This window comes from Cobetia sp. MM1IDA2H-1, assembly GCF_002916775.2.
In the GTDB taxonomy this organism is placed as follows: domain Bacteria; phylum Pseudomonadota; class Gammaproteobacteria; order Pseudomonadales; family Halomonadaceae; genus Cobetia; species Cobetia marina.
In genome coordinates, this window is record NZ_CM133225.1 from 2,571,964 (window position 1) to 2,588,617 (window position 16,654).

Here is a 16,654-nt window from a genome sequence, read left to right on the forward strand (position 1 = left end):
AGTTGATCACTCCAAAGTTTGTATTATATCGCGCAAGTTCTCAGATGACTTATCAATTGAGTAGTTATTTTTAATATGTTCGTGAGATCTATAGCACATTTCCTTATATACATCTGGATTATCGATTAGATAAGAAATCTTATTAGCCAGATCATGATAATCAAAGCAAGATGCTTTAAGGCCATTAATACCATCTATAACAAGTTCTTTAGGCCCATAACCAATATCAAAACAGACTATTGGTACAGCCTCTGCATTAGCTTCAATAATAGTCATTCCAAAGGATTCGGATGAAGATGTCAATACACATAAATCAGAGTTGCGATACACTGTGGCAACGTCATTTATAGCACCATTTATCGTTACACAATCTTCAAGTCCTAACTGTTTAACTTGTTGTACAAGCTCAGCTTTTAAATCGCCATGCCCATATATATTAAGGCTTATATTGTATTCTTGCTTCTTCAATATATCAGCAGCTAATATCAATAAGTCGATCTGTTTCAATGTCACATAGCGACCTAAACAGACTATATTGAAAACACGATCATCCTCTTGCGCGACTTCTATAAACTCATTATTTAATCTAACTGGTCTCTCTGGGCAATGAGTACCATTTGGTGCTATTAATATCTTCCCGCCGACTTGCTTTTCATATACTGACTTATCGTCTTGTGTCAATACTGTTACTATATCGCAACCGGGATAATACTTTTTTATACTATCTTGCATACTTTTACTATGAGCATCAAAATATCGATGCTCTTGAGCAATAACTTTAACTGTAGAGTTAGTCCATTTAGAGAGCATGATGTTGATGCTAGGTAGAGTGCCGATAGCGATACAGTCATCTAAATTTTTTATTTTTCTCAATAACTTTACATCTGTTAAAAAGCTTAAGTTATCATAAAGCTCTTCATCTTTATGAAATGCAAATGATTTAAAGCGAGATAAGCCACTAACCACTAGGTGATATGTAAGTTTTTTTAATCCTTGCTTTGAGTCAATTTTATATATATTGCGCCTAGCATCGTAGCAATGAGTAACTCGTATGCCTGGATGCAATCCCATCTTAGGGTATTTTGACGTCCTTCTAACACTAACAACTTCAACCTCATAACCTTTGGTGTAAAGCCAGTTAGCAAAATTTGTTACAGTTCTAACAGTTCCACCGACACCATATATATTATAGACAAAAAAGTATATTTTTTTCTTTATATTAGAAATACTGTCAAGTAATTTAGCTGAGCAACTAGAGGGCAAAGACAATTGACTTTTTAAGCTATTGCTGTCGATCTTATTATCTATCTTATTTCCAATCGACTCTATTAGTGATTCTTCATCATAGTAAATACTACCAATCCAATCAGAATCATTGTCTACGTAAGAACCTCTTTTAGCATAATAGTCTTCATAGTCAAATTGATAAAAAACAACTTCTTTTTTGAGAGCATTAAAATCCCAAGAAAGGCTAGAATAATCAGTAATCAAAATAGTCGACTGACAAATTATTTTCTGAACATCAACGTCACCAGTGACAACTTCGACTATATCGCTTTTTACATCATCGAATAATTGGACAAAATTATCTTTCTCTACATGTAGTAGAAATAAAATTCTCCAACCTTTAGATCTCAATTCATCACATAACTTCGTATTCGAAAGTAAGGAGAAATAGCTTTTAAAAAAATCAGATTCAGCAAATCCTTTCTCATCTTTATTAGCTAACCACTCTCTCCAGGTAGGGAATATTAAGATTGTTTTAGTTTGCTTAATATCACCAGCTAACTCTCTTAATTTATCATATCTTGGCAATCCAGAATTAATTACTCGTCCTTCTGCAATACCAATTTTTTTTTCTTCAAATTCAAGACTTGCACTCAGTTTTTCTCTGTATCCAGTCGACTCAATATATTCACCTAGCTCTACCTGAGAATGATTTGAAACTAATGCATCGTGAGAATATAACTTCCATCTTAAAAATTTAAGTCGATGCTCCGTCCGTCGGGGCATCATTCTATTTGTTACTATTTCTTTTTCTGATTCTGAAGATACTACAAATCTCAAGATATTTTTATTATATGACTCCGAGTTATAAAATATTTTTTTATATTTTATAACTCCATGCTGCAGATAAATTATAGGCTTAACGTTCTTTTTTTTCCTTGATACGAACATATCGGGTACGGCATCTTTTATGCCGTGTGAGACTATGCAAAAACGTGCTTTCAAGTAAATCTGACTATGCCTACGTGTATTCCTTTTTATCAATTTATCATTGCTGATCGACTTTAATTTGTTATTATCTTTGAATTTTTTAACATCATATACAAAATAGCAATCAACTTGAGCATTATGCTCTAAGCAGTATTTAAAAAATAGGAAGCCGTTATCTCTAGCTGTCTTTCCTAAATTTTCACCAAATAACCAAATAGGCTTTTTCATTTGATTACTGTCGATCTCTTTACTTAATTTACCAAACATATATGGTCCCTATTTTGCATGTAAAATTATATAAATATTTTCCATCGAAAATCTTTGCACTGATTGAAAAATCATTCTTCCAATTAATAGTAAAAACAATGCATTAAAGACTCCAATATTATTTATCTCAACTTGTAAGGCTAACATTGCGAATATAGCTATAAAACTTACAGATGAAAGATATTCAATATATTGCTTTCTATGCAGTCGAAGTATTCCTATTCGATCATGCTCTTTAACATAAAATACTTTTTTAACAAAGACTAAATAATTCCCGACCACTAAAAATACGACAAATAGGAAAGTATAAGGATCGACAATAATAGTTAACAGCATGGAAATAATAAGCAAGTATATTTCGGACATCAATTTTGCAATGTGTCCATGTAGCTTTTCAAAGCTAGATTTAGATTTAACTTTAAAAGCTTCTACCGTATTATTATTATTGACCCACATTGAAATATCTTTATCTAGATAGTATCTATGCAACACTCCAAAAACAATATACCCAAGATATGTTATCGGCACCAAAGCAAACATTAATAACATGATATAGTTATGATTAATATCGAAAGGTAAGTAAGAAAAAGAAAGCGGTATACTATTAGGCGAAGATAACAGTATTAATATCTTAAGTGGTAAAAAGAAACTTATAACTTGCAAGAGTCTAGATACAGATAGAAATACGCTACTCATTTGGTAAGAGCGCGAATTGAATATGAATTCAAACAAGACGATTTTTATAAATCTATAGTGATCAAGTGATGTAGTGTTCAAATTTCATCTCCAACATCAATCATTTTCAACTATCTTTTTAAATCTAGCCAAGGCACCTTCAGGAAATTCACCTAAAGATTCAAGCCTAATCTTACGTCTCGCTTCGTATAAACTATCATCAGTTTCTATTTGCTTTAATGTTTCTATAACATCAATATTTTTATCTATTAAACTCGCTGCTTTGCTAGATGGAAAATCTTGCATAAACTGCTCTTCATTATTGCAACCAGGCTTATATAATACTATCGGTTTCTGTGTTACTAAATACTCATTTAACACACTAGAAACATCACATATTAAGGCATCGCTCTTATTCATCAACTCATGGAGTGATGTCTCACTACCATAAATTTCTTGATGATGATCTGAGAATAACTTTTTTATCTTTTCGAGAAATATTTTGTTTTTCCTATTTATCTTGCCAGTGTAGGGGTGAGGTTTAAATAATACATTATACTTACCTGAAGAAAGCAATCTATCGCAAAATTTATATCCATCTTGGTTAATAGAGCTATAGTTGACTCCTTCTACATATCCTTCCCATGTAGGGGCATACAACACTGTTTCGATTTTCTCGACTTCTGATTTTATGTTTAATGACATATCAGCCTGTGGTCTCCCCACATACTTTATCTGCTCAGTACGTACGGGAATGCCGGAATCATGTAGACGACGCTCTGATAAAGGGCCTGCTATATATAATTTATCATAAGCCATTAAGAATTTACTTTGATTTACGGCTTTATCACTTTCCCCATGATTAATAAAGCAATGCTCCAGATGATGATAACGCAAGGCTTGTACATTCTTCATCGTATTAGCAGGATATAAAACTTTTTTTATCGATGTAGGTTGGCCAAATATAATCTCTAGATCTAATTGAGTTCTAGCTGAAATCACTGTTATATTAGTAGGCAACATTCCCAAATATATATCTGCTTCTCGAACAACGATAATTACTCTTTGTTCTAACTTCTCTAATACTGGCAACCACTGATTTATCTGATATGCAACGCCCTGCATACCAGTCACATATACTGCGATCATGGGCCTTTCATTTTTCATACGATTTATTGCATACTCTCGTATACACTTTCTGTTAGTTATTCTATGAACTAAAGGAGCAAAATAATAAACGGATAGTACGACATAAACTGCAAAAACAATCATAGCCACATAAGATGGTGTTAATGCAACAAAAAATGGCACGATTGAGCTTGCGAGAGATAATTTATAAGAGTGATTATGTAACTTTCGGAAATGTTTTTCCTTTTGTATTTCTAGACCAGCAATTCGGAAATCTATTTTAGATAATTTAGCCGTTAAGATTTGGAAGCAACATATCAGAGCGAATATAGCTACCGTAAAAAAATCAACTGATGAATTTATTACACTTGCAAAAAGTAAAGATAGTAAAGATAAGAAGATTGGGAATAAACTGTGTTTAAATAATTTTCCTATTGGACCTTTCATAGTTGCTTGTCTCTTCCCAAGTTTTGGACACGCTACCGCCCCAGAATTAAAGGGCATTTTCTGAAGCCTGAGGCACAATCAAGGAGCCGTAAGAATTGAAACAGTTCCTTGATCGATGCACAAAAATAGCGGTATAGATTCATAAAAGCTTCATCGATTATACACAATTCTGACGTATTAGGCCAGAGATTAGGAGTAAATCCAGCTTACATACAAGACCAAAGATAACTTTAAGCGCATAATGTAAAATTTAGAAAATAGTCTTTATTGATGCTTGTCCGATCGAGTGATCAAAGAACTCTTAATAAAAAAGCACTTCGGATATACCGAAGTGCTTTTTTACTATGGATACATACACTCAATATTTTCGAATTTTCCAGCGCCAGTAATGCGTTACCAAACCACCGACAATCAGGTTATGCACAAACAGGCCTGTCGGGAATGAATTATAGGATTCAAAGTTACTGATTATCATCCAATAGATGAAGAACATCAGACCGAAGCAGGCAATGTCATTAGGCATCGCATTACCCCGCCATGCGAGCCAGGTGGCACGGCCAATCCAGAATGCCAATAGGGACATCGCGACAAGTCCAACAATCCCATATTCGACCCAGGTTTCAAGGAAGTAATTATGCAGGTGGCCATATTTTGCCAGTACCCAATCTGGCAGCCAAGTCGTTTCCGACATGACCAACTGACGGCCTTCAGGTCCCCACCCTGTCATCGGGCGTTCCGCAATCCACTGGCTCGCCGCGATCCAGCTATTGATACGAATGCCGATGCTTGTATAAGGAACTTCCGTGATTTCGCCATCTACCAACTGAGATATCACACTGCTCTCTTTATGGAAGCGATGATTGAGAGAGTCTCCCAGTGTAGAGACCAGTACCCCTGCCCCGATTACAATGGATAATAGAATTGTGACGAGATACTTTGTCAAATGTCTGGTTCTACCCTCCAGCACGGACTTGATAATCCACAGAATTAGACCAATGCCACTCGCAATCGTGGCACTAAGCCAGACGGCTCTTGTCTGACCAACGGCGATGCCAGTCACCACCATCACCATCGCCAGGCACCAAAGCGCTATTCTCAAATACCGCGCGTTACCGTCGCTCCAAAAGCGACGAGCAAAACAGAGCAAACCCAATAGCGAAACCCCAAACAACATGGATGCATGCTGGTTGTTACGGATGCCAAATCCCACTCTCTCACCAGTGAATCCCGTCAGCCACCCATCATCATCTGGTGCGATCAATGTCGTTAGCAAGATTCCAGCTACAGCCAGCCCCCATACAATAAGTGTATTCCGTGTACTACCTTTCAACCACCAAGCAACACAGATAAAAATGAATAACCTGGCCAGATCTTGAAGTCTAGGATCATCAATCGCCCACTGAGGATATTGCCACAACCCTAGTGTCCACGAGAAAAATTGTAAGCAAAGAAAACCAATCAACAATAATAGTGGAGCTTTGCGTATTCCTTTTCCATATAAACAAAATGCTATTAAGCCCGTTAGCACCAAGACTTTTTCGACTGCTCCCTGTATTTCAGGGATCAAAAATTGCATTGAGGAATATAAAATTAATGACAAGATGCCTATACAAGCCAGCCAACGGGGCTCGAGGCTATCCTCTAATGAATACCAATTCTTTATAGGCTGCATGATAACTCTTCTTGGCTCGGGGACTTTAAAACTTGGCTTTAATTTTGTATATCAGAAAGCTCTGAGAAATGTGCTTTTGATAATCTTTTCAGGCTTCATTGTCGCCCTACAATTCTGGACGCTGAATTTTACACAATTCTAAAGAGCACGACAATGTAAACAAACCTGAAGGGTTAGCAATGCAACTACCGCCATGTCAAAACCAAGCCTAACGCCAAACTACTAGTGCATTAGTGCATCTCATTCTTGATACGGGCATACCTCCAGTACTCGCAGCGTCAACAGGGTTTAGCTGCAGGGCTTGGGTCTCTTGCTAGGGGCTTGCTTTTCCTCTATGTGCACCGCCCTCCTCAGCCCTGGCGATCAGCCAATCCCGGAACAATCGCGCGGAGGCCGAGAGCGGTCGCTCGAGATCAAACACGAGATGCTCCGCAAGACCGGTGATCGCGCGATGATCCGTGACACGTACCAGCTCGCCCTTGGCGATGGCGTCCGCCGCCATGAAGTCCCATGCCAGCCCGATGCCAGCACCTCGCTGGATGGCGGCATAGGTCAGTGTGAGCTGATTGAAGGTGATGTCGGACTTGGGTGGACGGTAGCGAATACCGAAGTGGGCAAACCAGTGAGACCAGTCCATGCAGTTCCAGGAGGAGACCAGCTGAATCAGCGGGCGCTGGGCTAGCTCTTCCAGCGAAAGTACCTCCTCCTTAATCACATCTGGGTGCGCCACAGGATAGATATCTTCGTGAATCAGCGGCGTGGCACTTAGCGCTGGCCATCCGCCGTCGCCATAGAGGATCGCGAGATCATGGTCCGGCACCATGCTGGCATCCATCTCGTTGCTGGCGTGGATGTGCACGGTGATCTCGGGATGCTCGGCGCTGAAGCTCAACAGGCAGGGAAACAGCCAATACTGGGACACAGCATGCGTTGCCAGCACGCTGACGGTATCAGGGTGCTGAAGCGCGCGTAGGCGCTGCCCGGCCATCTCGAGCCCTTGTAAGGCCGGGAGAATGTGCTGCTGGTAGTGCATTCCCGCAGTGGAGAGCGTGACACCGCGCGCCTTGCGCACGAACAACGACGTGCCAAGCGACGCTTCCAGCGCCCGAATCTGCTTGCTGATGGCGCTCTGAGTCAGGCATAGCTCATCGGCGGCTCGGGTGAAGCTTCCCAATCGACTCACCGACTCGAAGGCTGCGAGACCCTCCAGCGAGGGAAGATGACGAAAACGTCCTGCCATGAGGGCTCCCTGTGTCTGTATTAGTGTCTGAGCTCGAGAAAAGTATTTATGACAGCCCTCGCGCCATACATTCCTGAATGGAATGTCTTGATGCGGAAAATTCGCTGCTTCATCACGAAGTAACGCATTAAAGTACCCCCCTGATCAAGACAAGGGCGACTCATCATGAAGAAAGCAATAGTCCATGCAGGCATGGCAGGCGCCCTCTGGGGAGGCGTCATCGTGTTGCCATCACTGCTTGGCGACATCCATCCAGTGGTCATCAGCTGCGCGCGTTTCGGGCTCTATGGACTGTTTGCCGCGGCGATCGCATTGCCCCATGCTCGCCGCCTGTCTTCTCGCCTCACCCCGCGCGATACCCGCTTGCTGCTGGAGTTGGCGCTGACAGGCAATGTGGCGTATTTCATTCTGCTGACGGCTGCCGTCCAATATGCCGGCGTGGCCATTGCGGCATTGATCAACGGGCTGGTGCCGGTGGCGGTGATGTTGATCGGGAGACGCCATATTCAGGCGAGCCGCCTGTCCGTGAGCCTGTCCCTGACGCTGATCGGGGTGGGAATCGTCTGCATGAACGTGCCTGTTCTGCTTCGCTTCCTGCAGGGCGCGGGAGACTGGCGAGATCTTATCGGCGTGCTGTGTGGCTCACTCGGTGTGATGTCCTGGGCATGGTTCGCGCTGCGCAATGCCCAGCAGCTCAAGGCCGGTCGTTTTTCCGCGCGAGAGTGGTCCACCCTGCAAGGCATCGCGACCGGGGTCGTGGCAGTGATGATTCTTGTGCTGGTCGCCGTCTTGCAACCGCGGATACTGCCGCTGGAGCTCTCATCTGAACGCTGGCTGGCCTTCGCTGCTGCAGCCCTGTTCATGTCGGTCGGGGGCTCCTGGATCGCCAATGCCCTGTGGAATTCCTCGGCCCAGCGCCTGCCGGTATCGGTAGGCGGCCAGATGATTGTCTTCGAGACCTGCTGTGCGTTGCTCTACGGATATCTGCTTGCCTGGCAATGGCCGCAGACCAATGAAGTGCTGGGCATGCTGTTGATTCTCGGCGGTGTCATGTGGGCGCTGCGCGCCGAGCAGCGTGTGTCCGGCCCTCGGCAGATACCACCAGGCAACCCTATTGCTGAGCCGGAGCAGTGAAATACCCCGCCTGATGAAACCTGGCCTGGCTGATGGTCATACACCGCGGACTTCACGCGCCTATTTCAGACACGCCAAGGCCGCCCTTTTAGGCGGCCTTGGCGTGTCTGGCGGGCAGCCTCCCTCCCTGCCTTCTCAACCATTGCTCTCAGCCATAGCGCTTAACCATAGAAGTGCTCGACAAGACTCATGGGAATCGCCGGCACGTAGGTAACCAGCATCAGCACCAGGAAGAGCACGAATATCATCGGCAGATTGACCTTGGTGGTCTCCCACATGTCCGTCTTGGCGATGGAGCATGAGGTGGCCAGCACCGAAGCCACGGGCGGCGTTTGCTGACCGATGGCCAGATTGAGGGTCAGGATCAGGCCGAAGTGGATGGGATCGATCCCGATCTGCTGGATCAGTGGCATCACGATCGGCACTACCAAGATGATAGCCGCGGCACCATGCAGGAACATCCCCAACAACAGCAGCAGGATATTGAGCAACGCCAGCACAGCTACCGGGTCCGTAGTGATCGCAGTGATTTCCTGGGCCAGCTGTTGCGGCAGCTGCATCTCGGTCAGGAACAGTCCCAGCACTGCGGACGTGGCGACCAGCAGCATCACGACGGAGGTCTGGATCACGCCATCGATCACCGCGCGATACAGCACCTGCAGGTTCAGCTCACGATACACCAGCCCACCGATGACCAGCGCCGCCAGCACGGCGATGCCCGCGCCTTCGGTAGCGGTCACGAAGCCTCCGAAGATCCCGCCCAGAATGATGACCGGCAGCGTCAGGGCCCAGAAGGCCTCGCGGAATGCCTTACCGAGTGTCGACAGCGAGAAGGCGGCCTCACGCGGCATATCGTACTTGCGGGCGTAGTAATAGCAGAGCATCGCCAGCCCCAGACCGCCCAGAATCCCCGGGATAATGCCGGCGACGAACAGCTTGACGATGGACGTGTCCGCGATGGCGCCATAGAGAATCATCGACAGTGACGGCGGGATGATGATGGCAAGCGACGCCGAAGACGACGTGATCGCCGCCGAGAACTGCGGTGTATACTTGCGCTTCTTCATCTCGGGAATCAGCACCGAACCCGTCGCAGCCACATCGGCCACCGCAGAGCCGGAAATCTCGGCGAAGAACAGCGATACCCCGACATTGACCATGGCCAGACCACCGCGCACGAACCCGACCATGGCCGTGACGAGGTTGATCAGTCGCATGGAGATGCCCGAGGTATTCATCAGCGCGCCGGCCAGAATGAACAACGGAATCGCGATCAGCGGGAACTTGGTGGCGCCATTGAAGAGCGTCAGCGGCACGTTCACCAGCGCGTCCACGCCCATGAAGATCACCACTCCGACGACCCCGACGGTGCCGATGGCGACCGCAATGGGCACGTTGATCAACACCAGTGCGAACAGCGCCGCGATAATGATCAGTAGCGTCATGAACGGTGCTCCTTGAGGTCTTGCTCGGCGAGACGGATGGCTTCCGCGATCTCTTCCTCTTCGCTGTTGACGCCTGCACACATCTTGCGCCACGCATGAGGCAGACTCAGCAGTTCACACAGAATGAAGAGCGCCGCACTGATCGGAATCACCGACTGGGTGAAATCCAGACCGATGGTCGGCAAGGCGATGAGGGAGTCCCAGGCCAGCACGTCCAATACCTGATAGCCGAACCAGCCCACCACGGCGAAGAATCCGATCACGATTAGCTCAGAGGTAATAAACAGCGCACTGCGCAATGCGATGGGCGCCTTGGTGATCAGACCAGGGAAGCCCATATGGGAACGCTTCAGAGCCGCCAGGCCAGCGCCATAGAAGCTGAGCCAGGCCAGATTGATCGAGGCGACCTCGTCATACCAGGGCAAGGAGCCCCCGAAGGTACGCAAGGCCACCGCCGCCAGCACGATCACCGTCAGCGAGAGCAGCAACCCGACAGTGAACACTTCCAGGCAGCGTTCCACCACCCGATTGAGTCTGTCCAGCAGCGTCAGGTCAGCCGTGGCCGTCAGTCCTTCCCCACTCTCGGTGGGGAAGGTTGCCTTGGCCGCATGGGAATGCGAGCTCATGACTTACTCCTTGGCCAGTGCCATGGCCCGGTCAACCATCGCCTGGCCACCGTCGACCTTGTCGGAGAACGCCTGATAGACCGGCGCACTCGCGGTGACGAAAGCATCCCGATCCACCTCATTGACGGCCATGCCGCCGGCCTTGAGGCTCGCCAGCAGCTTTTCATCCAGTTCTGCACCCTTGGCGAAGGCCCAACTCTGGGTCTCGGCGGACACCTCGGCAATCGCGGCCTTCACGTCCTCGGGCATCTTGCTCCAGCCGACCTGACTGCTGGTCAGCCAGATGGGCGAATAGACATGATTGGAGAGCGACAGGTACTTCTGGACCTCCTGGAACTTGGCACCATCGATGTTGGACAGCGGGTTCTCCTGGCCATCGACCACCCCAGTCTGGAGTGCCACGAAGACTTCCGAGAAGGCCATCGGTGTCGGATTGGCCCCCCACGCCGTGAACATGCCGGTACGCCATTCGCTCTGCGGGGTGCGCAGCTTCAGTCCGTCCAGATCTTCCGGCTGCACCACAGGGTGTTCATTGTTGGTGATCTGACGGAAGCCATTCTCCCAGGTGGAGACCAGCTTGAGGCCCTTGGCCTTGGCATCCTCGGCCAGATCCGTCATTACGATCTCATCATCGATACGCTTGAGATGCTCGCGGTCCTTGACCATGAAAGGCATGTCAAACAGCGCAAAGCTAGGCGATACGGACGACATCACCGAGGAAATCGCGGCCAGGTCGACCGTGCCAAGACGCAGCTTCTGGATCAGCTGGCGCTCATCCCCCAGCTGGCCACTGTGGTAGTACTCGACTTGATGCTCATCCCCAAGTCGAGCTTGCAGACTATCGGCGAAATGTTGCGCAGTCTGGCCCTGCAGACTGTTGGGGCTCCCTCCGATGGCAAATACGATCTTCTCTGCATGCGCGGTTGTGGTACCCAAGGCGGCGGCTAACAGTGTGGCGGCAAGCATGGCTCGCTTCATTGTCGAATCCCTTTGATTGTTATGATTCTGGAGATGGGCGTATCGGGCCTGGCTTGCTACTTGAACGGTCCGGACCTGAGCGTGTGGCGAGGAAGGCTCAGGGCTTCACGATCAAGTCCCACCTCCCAAAGTGGACTGCAAACCATACCAGATGAAGCAAAACTTAGTCGCCAACCGGCGCAAAGGTCAATCACTCCGCCGCATAAATAGACCTTTGTCTAGAAAAATACGCAACAATTCGCCATTTCTGACTCCATCTGGACTGGATGGCAAACCACACCAACAGCAACTGGCATGTGTGACATCAGAGGCTTTCATCAATCTGGAGTCCCTGGAAAGCCAAAAGCCCCGCCGATATTATCGGCAGGGCTTGCAGGCGCATCAGAGATGCCAGGGCCTCAACAGAATGGGAAGAAGAGTGCGGCTGGCCGTCACTCAGTCACGGCGCCCCCAGGCGACGGCGTCGTGGGGGTGAAGGCTCTCGATATGGCGCACATGGACATGCGCTTCGCCGTCGGTGATCGACAGACCATTGATCAAGCGGCGTGCGGCGTCTTCGACGAACATCAGATTCTGACCATTGAGCGCCGCAAACGCCTGCTCATCGGCGCGTTTCACGGCCGTCTGGACTGGCGTCGCCACGGCCTGCTCGATGGCATCGATCAACCCGATCAGCCCCAGATCCTTGGCTTCAGGCTTGAGCGTGACCTGAACCAGTGCTTCACTGCGCTGGCTGTGGGGTGTGGCCAGGGTGGCATGCTGGGTGAGCCACTCGGCGACCTGCTCCGGGGTCAGTGTGATGTCATTGCGGTGAGCCTCCAGGAACGCCTGCTCTATCAGCTGGCGCGACAAGGCCGCCGAGCAGGGACAGGTGGAGGAATAGCCCACCGTGACACTGGCCTGCAACGTGAACCTGCACTCTTGCAGGTTGGCCTCCAGCATGACGGGATACGACTTCCAGCCAGAGAGCCCCGGCGTGACTAGCGCCGGACGCTTCACCAGCAGCGCGAATTCCAGCCTGACACGCGCATTGCGCGAGGCGCAGTCATGATGGCTTGCCACCATCGCGGCGAGCACCTCCTGCAGATTGCCCGGGGTCAGCGCCTTGCCCTCCGCCAGCCCATCCAGCAGTCGGTAGAGGCGCGACATGTGAATGCCCTTGGTGTGCGGCATCGGCAGGTCGACCTGCGCATCCACATGGGCATGCAATTCACGGCGATAATCGCCCTCCTCGATGAGTACGGGCAGATCGATCCCCTGCATGCCCACCCACTCCAGGGGACTCAGGGAGCGGGAGCACTCGGTCAGGGAAACGTCGGGGAGTATTGCAGTCATTCGTCAGATATCCAGAGCGGCTCTCATCACTGTCGCCTCCCTCACGCCGGTGGGAGGCAGGCACTGAGTTCAGCCGAAGTGTGGGGAGTGTCAGGAGAGATGAAGAACACAGCGCGGACGACTCGACGTCAGCGCAGGCTCATCCCGCCAGTCGCGAGGAGTGATGGCCGGTGATCTTCCACTCGCCCAAGATCTCCTCGAAGGTGAACAGAAAACGGGCCGGTATCGTGACCGTCTCGTCAGCGGCACGATACTCAAAGGTGTAGTGCCCGCCGATCACGACGGTCCCCAGCTTGCGGCTGACACGAGGTGAGTACTCCCCCAGCTCGCAGGCCAGTGCCTCATTGGCGAGAAAGCCATCGAAGTAGGCCTGACGCTGCTGGCGATTCTCACGCACATCATCAGCGACCGTCGGCACCAGGATCGCATCTTCGGCATAAAGCGAGAGAAGCGTCTCCTTTTCTCCGCGAGTGACGGCGATCGCCCAGCGCTCAAGCGTGCGCGTGGCGGCATTGATGCAGAATTCAGCGTCACGTTCCGTCAATGGAGGGGACGTCGGATGAGGCATGCTGTAGCTCTCCCTTGAGGATGAGGCTCTTGAGGTTTTAGAAGAAAAGACGGGGGCCTGCCGCCTCTCCGCCCAGGTGTCACGTGATCGCTCAGGCGTCGGCACACTGCAGGATGCCCTGCCCCAAGCGCTCGATCAGCTGTGGATAGAGTGTCTCGCCCAGCGGCAGCCCGACACCCAGCGGCTCGAAGACGATGGAGGTCTTGACGCCGGTCCACTCGAAGACACTCTCGATCAACGCCGGGTTGTACTGTGGCTCACGGAAGACGCACTGGATGTTGTCCCGCGCCACGCGCGCCTGAATCTCCTTGATGCGAGCCGGGCTGGGCGTGGAGGCATCTCCCAGCGAGATGGCACCGGAGGCCGGAGCATCGAAGCGGTGCTCGAAGTACTGGTAGGCATCATGGAAGACGATGTAGCGAGTGCCCTGCACCTGCGCGAGGCGTGCTGACAATGCGTCCGTCATCGCCTCGAGCTCCTGCTGTCCGGCCTGGGCATTGCTGCGATAGGTGTCCGCGTGCTCCGGGTCCTGCGCTGCCAGCGATTCCGCGATCGCCGCCAACCAGAGATGCGCATTCATCGGGTCCAGCCAGCCATGCGGGTTCATGCCATCGTGGGCATGCTCATGGTGCTCGTCATGGCCGCCGTGATGCTCGTCGTGCTCCGCATGGACTTCGTGACCGCCATCATGATGCTCGTCATGGTCACCATGCTCGTCATGATCACCACCGTGATGCTCATCGTGATCGCCATGCGCTTTATCATGTTCGGAAGACGCCTCGTCATCATGATGATGCGCTTCGAAGGTGGCGCCCTCGCGATAGTTCAGATGAAGGGTACCGGGCACTTCCATCAGCTCGACGGCATCGGCATCCGCCGCCAGCGACGTACGTGCCTTGGCAAGCCAGGGCGTCAGGTCGTCACTGACGAAGAACACGATATCCGCGTCGGCCAGTGATCTGGCCTCGGAGGTCCGCATGGAATAGCCGTGCGGAGACGCGCCCGGCTGAATGACAAGATCGGGGCTGCCCAGCTCCCCCATGACGCGCGAGACCAATGAATGCACGGGAGGGATGTCCACCGCGACCGAGGGCACCTCGGCCACTGCTACGGCAGGTGCCAACATCAGGGGCAGAGAGAGACAAGGCAAAAACCGATGGCGCATGACGGTTCTCCAATAGAGGCGATATCGCGGAAGGAAGATCGAAGACTGCAATGACCAATCATAATATGTTATAACATAACATTAACAGTTACTTCCCCGTCAACTCTTCAGCGCCAAGAGGTCCCCATGTCGCTGTTATCGATCAAGAATCTCTGTGTCACGCTTGGCAGGCATCGCATCCTCGAAGCGATCGATCTGCAGGTGGAGCGCGGCGAAATCGTCACCCTGGTTGGACCGAATGGATCGGGAAAATCCACGCTGCTTCGCAGCATCATCGGGGCCATAGCCCCTTCGCGTGGCCACATAACGCGACAGCCCGGACTCAAGATCGGCTATGTTCCCCAACGCCTGAGCCTTGACCCGACACTGCCGATGACGGTGGAGCGCTTTCTTAACCTGCCACATCGACATTCGCTGGATGCCGTGGCCCACGCTCTCCTGCAGGCCGGGATCCCCGGCGCCGAGGTGCAGCAGATCGCCAGCCTCTCCGGCGGCCAGTTCCAGCGCGTTCTGCTGGCGCGCGCACTGCTCGACTCCCCTGATCTCCTGCTGCTGGATGAGGCGACTCAGGGGCTGGATCACCGAGGTATCGCGGACTTCTACCGTCAGATCGACCGTGTCCGTCACACCCTCGGTTGCGGGGTCCTGATGGTCAGTCACGAGCTGCATGTGGTGATGCGCGCCTCGGACCGCGTCGTCTGCCTGCATGGGCATGTCTGTTGTCAGGGCACGCCCGAGCGTGTCATGGCCTCATCGGCCTACCAGGACCTGTTCGGACTCGACACCGCCGATGCCCTCGCCTTCTACCGCCATGACCATCGGCACAGCCATCACCACAGCCACTCGGCACCGCCGCTGGATGACAGCATCCCGCCACGTACTTCCACGACTCCCGTTTCAGAGAGACTGCACTGATGCTCGACGCTTTCATGAACGACTTCATGGTCCGCGCCGCACTGGCGGGTATTGCCGTCGCGCTTGCAGCAGCACCATTGGGCTGTTTCGTCGTCTGGCGACGCATGGCCTATTTCGGCGATGCCACGGCCCATGCCGCGATTCTCGGCGTAGCCCTATCACTATTGATGTCCACCTCGATTCTGGTCGGCGTGCTCGCCGTCTCGCTGATCATGGCGACACTGGTGACCCTGCTCAGTGGGCGTGGCTATGCCATGGACACCCTGCTTGGCGTCATGGCGCACTCCGCTCTCGCCTTCGGCCTGGTGGCCGTCTCCTTCCTGCCAGGCGTACGCATCGACCTGATGGCCTATCTGTTCGGTGACATTCTGGCAGTGAACAAGATGGATCTTGCCATCATCACCTCAGGTGGCCTGCTGGTCATCGGCCTCATACGCTGGCGCTGGTCAGCACTGCTCACCGCCACGCTCAACGAGGACCTAGCGCGAGCCAGCGGCATCAACCCACGACGCGAGCAGCTGGTGCTGACACTGTCGCTGGCCGTGGTGGTCGCGGTCGCCCTCAAGGTGGTCGGTGCGCTTCTGATCACCGCACTGCTGATCATTCCAGCGGCCACGGCGCGTCGCTTCTGCCATACCCCCGAACTCATGGCGATCACCGCTGCCATCATCGGCGGGATTTCCACCACCGGCGGCCTGCAGGTGGCTTACTGGCTTGATACCCCCACCGGCCCGACCATTGTGTGCCTCGCCACCCTGCTGTTTGCCCTGAGCACTGTCGCGACACGCATCTCACGCCTCGTTTCTCAGGCCAGCAGCGAAGCGCCTGCTCGTGGAAAGTGA

Annotated in this window: 14 protein-coding genes; 3 read left to right on the top strand and 11 right to left on the bottom strand. The window is 50.9% G+C overall.

Annotated features, from left to right (window positions below):
* Positions 1 to 6: 6 nt before the first annotated feature.
* The 5 genes from BOH68_RS10875 to BOH68_RS10895 form a co-directional block, all read right to left on the bottom strand.
* Positions 7 to 2,484 carry a CDP-glycerol glycerophosphotransferase family protein gene (locus tag BOH68_RS10875; protein ID WP_077373842.1) on the bottom strand — a complete coding sequence of 826 codons (2,478 nt, stop codon included), beginning with the start codon at positions 2,482 to 2,484 and terminating at the stop codon, positions 7 to 9.
* A 9-nt stretch (positions 2,485 to 2,493) separates the two neighbouring features.
* Positions 2,494 to 2,940: a hypothetical protein gene (locus BOH68_RS10880; RefSeq protein ID WP_139345437.1), complete on the bottom strand. Its 447-nt coding sequence runs from the start codon at positions 2,938 to 2,940 to the stop codon at positions 2,494 to 2,496.
* A 336-nt stretch (positions 2,941 to 3,276) separates the two neighbouring features.
* Positions 3,277 to 4,791: a CDP-glycerol glycerophosphotransferase family protein gene (locus tag BOH68_RS10885; RefSeq protein WP_077373846.1), complete on the bottom strand. Its 1,515-nt coding sequence runs from the start codon at positions 4,789 to 4,791 to the stop codon at positions 3,277 to 3,279.
* 301 nt (positions 4,792 to 5,092) lie between these two features.
* On the bottom strand, positions 5,093 to 6,406 hold the full coding sequence (locus BOH68_RS10890) for an O-antigen ligase family protein (protein ID WP_258038203.1): 1,314 nt from the start codon (positions 6,404 to 6,406) through the stop codon (positions 5,093 to 5,095).
* 313 nt (positions 6,407 to 6,719) lie between these two features.
* A complete protein-coding gene (locus BOH68_RS10895; protein ID WP_077373849.1) occupies positions 6,720 to 7,646 on the bottom strand; it encodes a LysR substrate-binding domain-containing protein in 927 nt (308 codons plus the stop codon).
* Positions 7,647 to 7,811: 165 nt separating this feature from the next.
* Between BOH68_RS10895 and BOH68_RS10900 the strand changes: the two genes are divergently transcribed.
* Positions 7,812 to 8,780 carry a DMT family transporter gene (locus BOH68_RS10900; RefSeq protein WP_077373852.1) on the top strand — a complete coding sequence of 323 codons (969 nt, stop codon included), beginning with the start codon at positions 7,812 to 7,814 and terminating at the stop codon, positions 8,778 to 8,780.
* A 161-nt stretch (positions 8,781 to 8,941) separates the two neighbouring features.
* Here the strand turns inward: BOH68_RS10900 and BOH68_RS10905 are convergent, their stop codons facing one another.
* From BOH68_RS10905 to BOH68_RS10930, 6 genes are all read right to left on the bottom strand, one after another.
* Positions 8,942 to 10,225 (bottom strand): TRAP transporter large permease, encoded by a 1,284-nt coding sequence (locus BOH68_RS10905; protein WP_024952532.1) that lies wholly within the window; start codon positions 10,223 to 10,225, stop codon positions 8,942 to 8,944.
* Entirely contained in the window at positions 10,222 to 10,851 is a 630-nt protein-coding gene (locus BOH68_RS10910; RefSeq protein WP_077373855.1) for a TRAP transporter small permease, read from the bottom strand. The genes BOH68_RS10905 and BOH68_RS10910 overlap by 4 nt, the downstream gene beginning before the upstream one ends.
* Positions 10,852 to 10,854: 3 nt before the next feature.
* A complete protein-coding gene (locus BOH68_RS10915; RefSeq protein WP_077373858.1) occupies positions 10,855 to 11,817 on the bottom strand; it encodes a TRAP transporter substrate-binding protein in 963 nt (320 codons plus the stop codon).
* A 447-nt stretch (positions 11,818 to 12,264) separates the two neighbouring features.
* Positions 12,265 to 13,164 (bottom strand): GTP cyclohydrolase FolE2, encoded by a 900-nt coding sequence (gene folE2 / locus BOH68_RS10920; protein WP_077373861.1) that lies wholly within the window; start codon positions 13,162 to 13,164, stop codon positions 12,265 to 12,267.
* 139 nt (positions 13,165 to 13,303) lie between these two features.
* Positions 13,304 to 13,732: a DUF4440 domain-containing protein gene (locus BOH68_RS10925; protein ID WP_077373864.1), complete on the bottom strand. Its 429-nt coding sequence runs from the start codon at positions 13,730 to 13,732 to the stop codon at positions 13,304 to 13,306.
* Positions 13,733 to 13,823: 91 nt separating this feature from the next.
* Complete coding sequence (locus BOH68_RS10930; RefSeq protein ID WP_077373867.1) at positions 13,824 to 14,897, bottom strand: zinc ABC transporter substrate-binding protein; 1,074 nt, start codon at positions 14,895 to 14,897, stop codon at positions 13,824 to 13,826.
* Positions 14,898 to 15,023: 126 nt separating this feature from the next.
* Between BOH68_RS10930 and BOH68_RS10935 the strand changes: the two genes are divergently transcribed.
* Together BOH68_RS10935 and BOH68_RS10940 are read left to right on the top strand one after the other, a co-directional pair.
* The gene (locus BOH68_RS10935) at positions 15,024 to 15,812 is read left to right on the top strand and encodes a metal ABC transporter ATP-binding protein (RefSeq protein WP_077373870.1); all 789 of its coding nucleotides are present in this window, start codon (positions 15,024 to 15,026) and stop codon (positions 15,810 to 15,812) included.
* Positions 15,812 to 16,654 (top strand): metal ABC transporter permease, encoded by an 843-nt coding sequence (locus BOH68_RS10940; protein WP_077373873.1) that lies wholly within the window; start codon positions 15,812 to 15,814, stop codon positions 16,652 to 16,654. The genes BOH68_RS10935 and BOH68_RS10940 overlap by 1 nt, the downstream gene beginning before the upstream one ends.

Excerpts from the sequence above, each read along its gene's own strand:
- BOH68_RS10895 (WP_077373849.1), bottom strand. The coding sequence starts at position 7,646 with ATGGCAGGACGTTTTCGTCATCTTCCCTCGCTGGAGGGTCTCGCAGCC.
- BOH68_RS10910 (WP_077373855.1), bottom strand. The coding sequence starts at position 10,851 with ATGAGCTCGCATTCCCATGCGGCCAAGGCAACCTTCCCCACCGAGAGT.
- BOH68_RS10930 (WP_077373867.1), bottom strand. The coding sequence starts at position 14,897 with ATGCGCCATCGGTTTTTGCCTTGTCTCTCTCTGCCCCTGATGTTGGCA.
- BOH68_RS10900 (WP_077373852.1), top strand. The coding sequence starts at position 7,812 with ATGAAGAAAGCAATAGTCCATGCAGGCATGGCAGGCGCCCTCTGGGGA.
- folE2 (WP_077373861.1), bottom strand. The coding sequence starts at position 13,164 with ATGACTGCAATACTCCCCGACGTTTCCCTGACCGAGTGCTCCCGCTCC.
- BOH68_RS10905 (WP_024952532.1), bottom strand. The coding sequence starts at position 10,225 with ATGACGCTACTGATCATTATCGCGGCGCTGTTCGCACTGGTGTTGATC.
- BOH68_RS10935 (WP_077373870.1), top strand. The coding sequence starts at position 15,024 with ATGTCGCTGTTATCGATCAAGAATCTCTGTGTCACGCTTGGCAGGCAT.
- BOH68_RS10940 (WP_077373873.1), top strand. The coding sequence starts at position 15,812 with ATGCTCGACGCTTTCATGAACGACTTCATGGTCCGCGCCGCACTGGCG.
- BOH68_RS10880 (WP_139345437.1), bottom strand. The coding sequence starts at position 2,940 with ATGTGGGTCAATAATAATAATACGGTAGAAGCTTTTAAAGTTAAATCT.
- BOH68_RS10925 (WP_077373864.1), bottom strand. The coding sequence starts at position 13,732 with ATGCCTCATCCGACGTCCCCTCCATTGACGGAACGTGACGCTGAATTC.
- BOH68_RS10875 (WP_077373842.1), bottom strand. The coding sequence starts at position 2,484 with ATGTTTGGTAAATTAAGTAAAGAGATCGACAGTAATCAAATGAAAAAG.
- BOH68_RS10890 (WP_258038203.1), bottom strand. The coding sequence starts at position 6,406 with ATGCAGCCTATAAAGAATTGGTATTCATTAGAGGATAGCCTCGAGCCC.
- BOH68_RS10885 (WP_077373846.1), bottom strand. The coding sequence starts at position 4,791 with ATGCCCTTTAATTCTGGGGCGGTAGCGTGTCCAAAACTTGGGAAGAGA.
- BOH68_RS10915 (WP_077373858.1), bottom strand. The coding sequence starts at position 11,817 with ATGCTTGCCGCCACACTGTTAGCCGCCGCCTTGGGTACCACAACCGCG.